General features: G+C 43.2%; 6 protein-coding genes. All 6 read left to right on the top strand.

The window, feature by feature from the left end:
- Positions 1 to 232 precede the first annotated feature (232 nt).
- The 6 genes from DSM107010_RS33735 (at position 233) to DSM107010_RS33710 (ending at position 5,208) form a co-directional block, all read left to right on the top strand.
- Positions 233 to 496 carry a CTB family bacteriocin gene (locus DSM107010_RS33735; protein WP_015156831.1) on the top strand — a complete coding sequence of 88 codons (264 nt, stop codon included), beginning with the start codon at positions 233 to 235 and terminating at the stop codon, positions 494 to 496.
- Positions 497 to 606: 110 nt separating this feature from the next.
- Entirely contained in the window at positions 607 to 867 is a 261-nt protein-coding gene (locus DSM107010_RS33730; protein ID WP_106169883.1) for a CTB family bacteriocin, read from the top strand.
- Positions 868 to 1,072: 205 nt separating this feature from the next.
- Complete coding sequence (locus DSM107010_RS33725) at positions 1,073 to 1,294, top strand: hypothetical protein (protein ID WP_106169886.1); 222 nt, start codon at positions 1,073 to 1,075, stop codon at positions 1,292 to 1,294.
- A 112-nt stretch (positions 1,295 to 1,406) separates the two neighbouring features.
- On the top strand, positions 1,407 to 2,714 hold the full coding sequence (locus DSM107010_RS33720; protein ID WP_015156834.1) for an HlyD family secretion protein: 1,308 nt from the start codon (positions 1,407 to 1,409) through the stop codon (positions 2,712 to 2,714).
- Between the two features lie 106 nt (positions 2,715 to 2,820).
- Positions 2,821 to 4,983: a peptidase domain-containing ABC transporter gene (locus DSM107010_RS33715; protein ID WP_106169889.1), complete on the top strand. Its 2,163-nt coding sequence runs from the start codon at positions 2,821 to 2,823 to the stop codon at positions 4,981 to 4,983.
- 21 nt (positions 4,984 to 5,004) lie between these two features.
- The gene (locus tag DSM107010_RS33710; RefSeq protein ID WP_127025073.1) at positions 5,005 to 5,208 is read left to right on the top strand and encodes a hypothetical protein; all 204 of its coding nucleotides are present in this window, start codon (positions 5,005 to 5,007) and stop codon (positions 5,206 to 5,208) included.
- The last annotated feature ends 72 nt before the right edge of the window (positions 5,209 to 5,280 follow it).

Raw genomic sequence — 5,280 nt, 5'->3', positions numbered from 1 at the left:
AAGGTGGGAATTGCTTCGACTCGCGACGGTAGCTACGTTGAGCAAGATTACTTGAATGCCAACCACAAGTTTGAAACTGATGCGTTCAAATATTTCACAGCTAAGTAGTTAGACTAGCTGAATTCATAAGGTGTAATTCTCTCAACTCCAACGAGAGAATTACCTCTCAGCAAATCTCAAATTAATTCACCCAAATAACTTCAACTCAAACAACTTCAGGAGATTACTCACAATGATTAACGAAACCAATACTGAATTATTTGTCGAACTATCTGACGAGCAACAACAATTAGTCGCAGGTGGTTATTCTTGGGACGGCTATGGTGACAATTCCATCTATGATGCTTTGGGAACCAGCTTGAAAGAAAACAAATCCGTGCAACATCTCAAAGTAGGAATTGCCTCGACTCGCGACGGTAGCTACGTTGAGCAAGATTACTTGAATGCCAACCACAAGTTTGAAACTGACGCTTTCAAGTATTTCACAGCTAAATAGTTCAGACTAACTGAACTCATAAGGTGTAATTCTCTCAACTCCAACGAGAGAATTACCTCCCAGCAAAATCTAAATTAAGTCATTTAAACAACTTCAGGAGATTACTCACAATGATTACCGAAAACACCGAGTTATTTGTCGAACTATCTGACGAGCAACAACAATTAGTCGCAGGTGGTTATTCTTGGGACAGCTATGGTGACAATTCCATCTATGATGCTCTGGGAACCAGCTTGAAAGAAAACAAATCCGTGCAACATCTCAAGGTAGGGATTGCTTCGACTCGCGACGGTAGCTATGTTGAGCAAGATTACTTGAATGCCAACCACAAGTTTGAAACTGATGCCTTCAAGTACTTTACTGCCAAGTAATCGCCGAGAAAGATTACGGTGATGGATAGATAAATCAGTAGTACAGACTATCCGCTAAACAACTCCAGAGCTTCCACTACCGTTTTCATTGCGCTTGGTTTGCCTAGCTCGGTGCATAAATGAGAACAACCCAAGGTATGAAGTCTCTGGAAGTTTTTTATTATGACGAAATGAATGAGATTGTAACAATTGGAGCAAATCAACCATGTCTTTTCCGAAAAATCTATTACCAGAATTGTTTTTAGAATTAACCACAGAGCAACAAGAGTCTGTAGCTGGCGGCGCTAACTATACCGAAATTAATAAGGAAACTCATGAATTTACGGAACATGAAACAAGCCGCCAAACAGAATCAGACAATGGTAAGAAAGATCCATTTCATCATCCCTTCCTGCTTAAACCAATGTCAAGATTTTATATCTTCTAGAAAAGATTTATAACAAAAGCGAGAACTAGAAGTTTTCTTAATAGCGATCGCAGTTACCTAACTTTTGCGCTCAACGTCTCAGACAAATGATGTAGTTTAAAGGTTCACAGTCATGGTTAGCGAAGTCAATCCAGAATCTCTACGAATAGTTGAAAGCGAAGAGTTTCTACCCTCAATTAGTCCTACAGTCACAATTGGCGGCGGAGTTCTGGTAGTTGCCTTCAGTGCAGCGGTATCCTTGGCTGCTACGCTCAACTACAACGTGACAGTTAAAGCACCTGCATCAATTCGCGGCGAAGTTCAAATCGTCCAATCGGCATCCGATGGCGTTGTCAGAAACATTACCGTCAAAGAAAACCAATTGGTGAAAAAAGGTGATGCGATCGCTTACGTTGACAATTCACAAATTTTAACTAGAAGAAACCAATTACTTGACAGCATTCAACAAAGCCGTTCTCAACTGAGACAAATTTCATCTCAGTTGAGTTCCATCGATAGTCAAATTGCGGCAGAATCAAATTTATCAACTCGTTCAGTTGCTTCCGCCCAAGCAGAATTGCAACTACAGCAAAGAGATTACCTTGCCAAACAACAGACAGCGATCGCAGAAGTGCAAGTCGCTCAAGCCTCATTAGATCTGGCGCGAGAGGAGATGCAACGCTACCGTCAACTAGCCAATACAGGCGCAATTCCTATATTACAAGTTAAAGAAAAAGAACAAGCTTACAAAGCGGCGCAGGCAAAAGTCAATCAAGCCAAAGCCAATCTCAACCCCAGTAATGCTACAGTCTCGATCGCCAACGAACGCATCGCCCAAGAAGAAGCACGGGGTATGGCAACCGTAGCCGCATTACAAAAAGAACGTAAAAACTTAGTTAGTAACCAAATCGAATTACAAAACCAAGTTGCCCGCGACACTAAAGAAGTTCAACAAATGGGGGTAGAACTGAGCAAGACCATGATTCTCTCCCCCACTGATGGTACGGTGTTGAAACTAGAGTTGCGCAACCCAGGACAGGTAGTTAGCACCGGACAAGCGATCGCCCAAATTTCCCGCACCAACTCGCGTTTAGACATCAAAACCTACGTCCCAGGCGCAGAGATTAGCAAGATCAAGCCAGGTCAGCAAGTTCAGATGCGCGTTTCCGCCTGTCCTTACCCCGACTACGGCACGCTTAAGGGTGTAGTCAAAACCGTGGCTCCCGATGTCGTACCTACTGCTAGCGGTGCAGCCAGCGAGTCCCCGACTCCAGCAGGCGCATATGAGGTGACAATTCAGCCGAATACGTGGTTTGTCGGTACTGGCGATCGCCTGTGTCGATTGCAACCTGGTATGGAAGGGACAGTAGACATTATTTCCAAATCAGAGACACCATTACAATTCGTTTTACGTAAAGCAAGAATTCTTTCGGGTATCTAAAAGTAGTGGTCAATTGTCATTTGTCATTTGTCATTGGTAAGTCAAAAGTCAAAAGTCAAAACTAACTGGTCACTGGTCACTGTTAACTGAATTGCCTGCATCTATCATGGTTAGTCTGCTGAAGAAAAAATATCAAGCGATTTTACAAGCGAGTGAGGAAGATTGCGGGGCGGCTTGTTTGGCAACGATTTGCAAGCATTACGGTAAAGTTTTGAGCATCAACCGCAGTCGGGAAGCAGTCGGAACCGGACAACTGGGAACGACGATGTTAGGGTTGAAACGCGGTGCTGAAGCTTTAGGATTAAATGCGCGATCGGTCAAAGCATCGAGTGAGGTTTTAGACAAAATTCATGAAGTCCCTCTCCCAGCCATCATTCACTGGCAAGGCTACCACTGGATTGTCTTGTTTGGACGGCAAGGTAATAAATTTGTTGTCGCCGATCCCGCAGTTGGTATTCGTTACCTCACCCGGCGAGAGTTGTTGGAAGCTTGGAGTGGAATCATGCTGTTGCTGGTTCCCGATCCAGACCGCTTCCATAATATGGGAGAAGAAGAATCTTCTGGCGGCTTTTCACGCTTTTTCCGCAGAATTTGGCCTTATCGCCTGCTATTGCTAGAAGCACTTGGGATCAATATTGTTTTAGGTTTACTTTCTTTAGCCAGCCCAATTTTAATTCAAATTCTTACAGATGATGTTCTAGTGCGGGGAGATATGCAGTTACTCACGGTGGTGGTAGCTGCTGTGATCGTGACCAACATTTTTAGCAGCACGATGGGACTGTTGCAATCAACCATGATCTCTCATTTCGGTCAGCGGTTACAGTTAGGACTGGTGTTAGAATTCGGTCGCAAACTCTTGCACTTGCCCTTAAGTTATTTTGAATCTCGTCGTAGTGGAGAAATTACCAGTCGTCTGCGAGATATTAGTGAAATTAACCAGTTAGTTTCGCAAATTGTCGCTCACCTACCCAGCCAGATTTTTATAGCGATAATTTCTTTCGCATTTATGGTATTTTATAGTTGGAAGCTAACACTTACCGTCTTACTAGTAGGGATGGTAATGGCTTTTTCTACTGTACCGTTTTTGCCGACACTACAGCAAAAAACACGTAATCTTTTAATATTATCAGCTGAGAATCAGGGTGTATTAGTAGAAACATTTAAAGGTGCGATGGTGATGAAAACCACAACAGCCGCACCTCAATTCTGGGATGAATTTCAGAGCCGTTTTGGACGAATGGCGAATTTAACATTTAGTACGATTAAACTCGGTATTCTTAACAGTACTTTTACGCAACTTATTAGTAGTATTGGGGGCATTGCTCTATTAGGTTATGGTAGCGTTTTAGTGATTAAAAACGAACTCAGCATCGGTCAAATGCTGGCGTTCAATAGTATGCAGGGAAACGTCATCGGCTTAATTAGTTCTTTAATTGGACTGACTGATGAATATTTTCGGACTCAAACTGCGGTCACTCGCCTGCTAGAAGTGATTGATGCTACGCCAGAATCTGTAGGAGACACTTATAAACCATTTGCCAAAATTTTATCCGATGCTGACATTGAATGTTCGCATATTTGTTTTCATCATGCGGGACGGATAGATTTATTAGAAGATTTTTCAGTCACACTTCCTGGGGGAAAAATTGTTGCTTTGATCGGACAGTCGGGTTGTGGTAAAAGTACTTTATCAAAACTGATTTCGGGGTTGTACGAGCCGCAGTCGGGAAATATTCGGATTGGCTTATATAACTTGCAGGATTTATCGCTCGATTGTTTGCGTCAGCAAGTTGTTTTAATTCCTCAAGAACCCCACTTTTGGAGTCGCTCGATTTTAGATAATTTCCGTTTAGGTAATCCCCATCTTGAGTTTGAACAAATAGTGAAAGCTTGTCAAATTGCTAATGCAGATGGCTTTATTAGCCAACTACCAAATAAATATCAGACAGTGTTAGGAGAATTTGGGGCGAACTTGTCTGGAGGACAGCGGCAGAGGTTGGCGATCGCCCGCGCTATTGTAAACAACCCACCCGTGCTGATCTTGGATGAAGCGACATCTGGACTCGATCCGATCGGCGAATTTGAAGTCTTGGAACGGCTTTTTGCTGCCCGTAAAGGCAAAACCACAATTTTAATTACTCACCGTCCTGCCGTGGTCGATCGCGCAGAGTGGGTGGTGTTAATGAATCAAGGTAAATTGGTCGTCCAAGGACCCCTATCAGAGTTGCGTCATGCACCAGGGGAACATTTGAAATTTTTCTTACCTTAATGAAGAAATGGGGAGGATGCTATGTCTCAGATGACAGAAATTAAAGATACAGCACTATTTGTTGAATTATCCGATCGGGAACAAGAATCAGTAGCAGGGGGAGCGAGTTTACAAGATCTGTTTGGTCCTATATTTTTCCAACAAACTGATATTGATACTTCCGCCGAAGCAACTACAAACTTCAACGACGGTACGTCTTCGACTCGCCGAACTGGTCGGAATTGAGAAAATCGCTTTGGTTGCCGAACGTCAACCTGGAGGTTACGTACTCAACGGGATGCTACCTTGGGTTTCCAA

It is taken from the genome of Chroococcidiopsis cubana SAG 39.79, assembly GCF_003991895.1.
Classification (GTDB): domain Bacteria; phylum Cyanobacteriota; class Cyanobacteriia; order Cyanobacteriales; family Chroococcidiopsidaceae; genus Chroococcidiopsis; species Chroococcidiopsis thermalis.
The sequence above is the reverse complement of the archived record's forward strand: the minus strand, read 5'-3'. Positions and strand labels throughout refer to the sequence as shown.

Bases quoted from the DNA above. Each gene is read 5' to 3' on its own strand.
- DSM107010_RS33735 (WP_015156831.1), top strand. From the start codon at position 233: ATGATTAACGAAACCAATACTGAATTATTTGTCGAACTATCTGACGAG.
- DSM107010_RS33730 (WP_106169883.1), top strand. From the start codon at position 607: ATGATTACCGAAAACACCGAGTTATTTGTCGAACTATCTGACGAGCAA.
- DSM107010_RS33725 (WP_106169886.1), top strand. From the start codon at position 1,073: ATGTCTTTTCCGAAAAATCTATTACCAGAATTGTTTTTAGAATTAACC.
- DSM107010_RS33720 (WP_015156834.1), top strand. From the start codon at position 1,407: ATGGTTAGCGAAGTCAATCCAGAATCTCTACGAATAGTTGAAAGCGAA.
- DSM107010_RS33715 (WP_106169889.1), top strand. From the start codon at position 2,821: ATGGTTAGTCTGCTGAAGAAAAAATATCAAGCGATTTTACAAGCGAGT.
- DSM107010_RS33710 (WP_127025073.1), top strand. From the start codon at position 5,005: ATGTCTCAGATGACAGAAATTAAAGATACAGCACTATTTGTTGAATTA.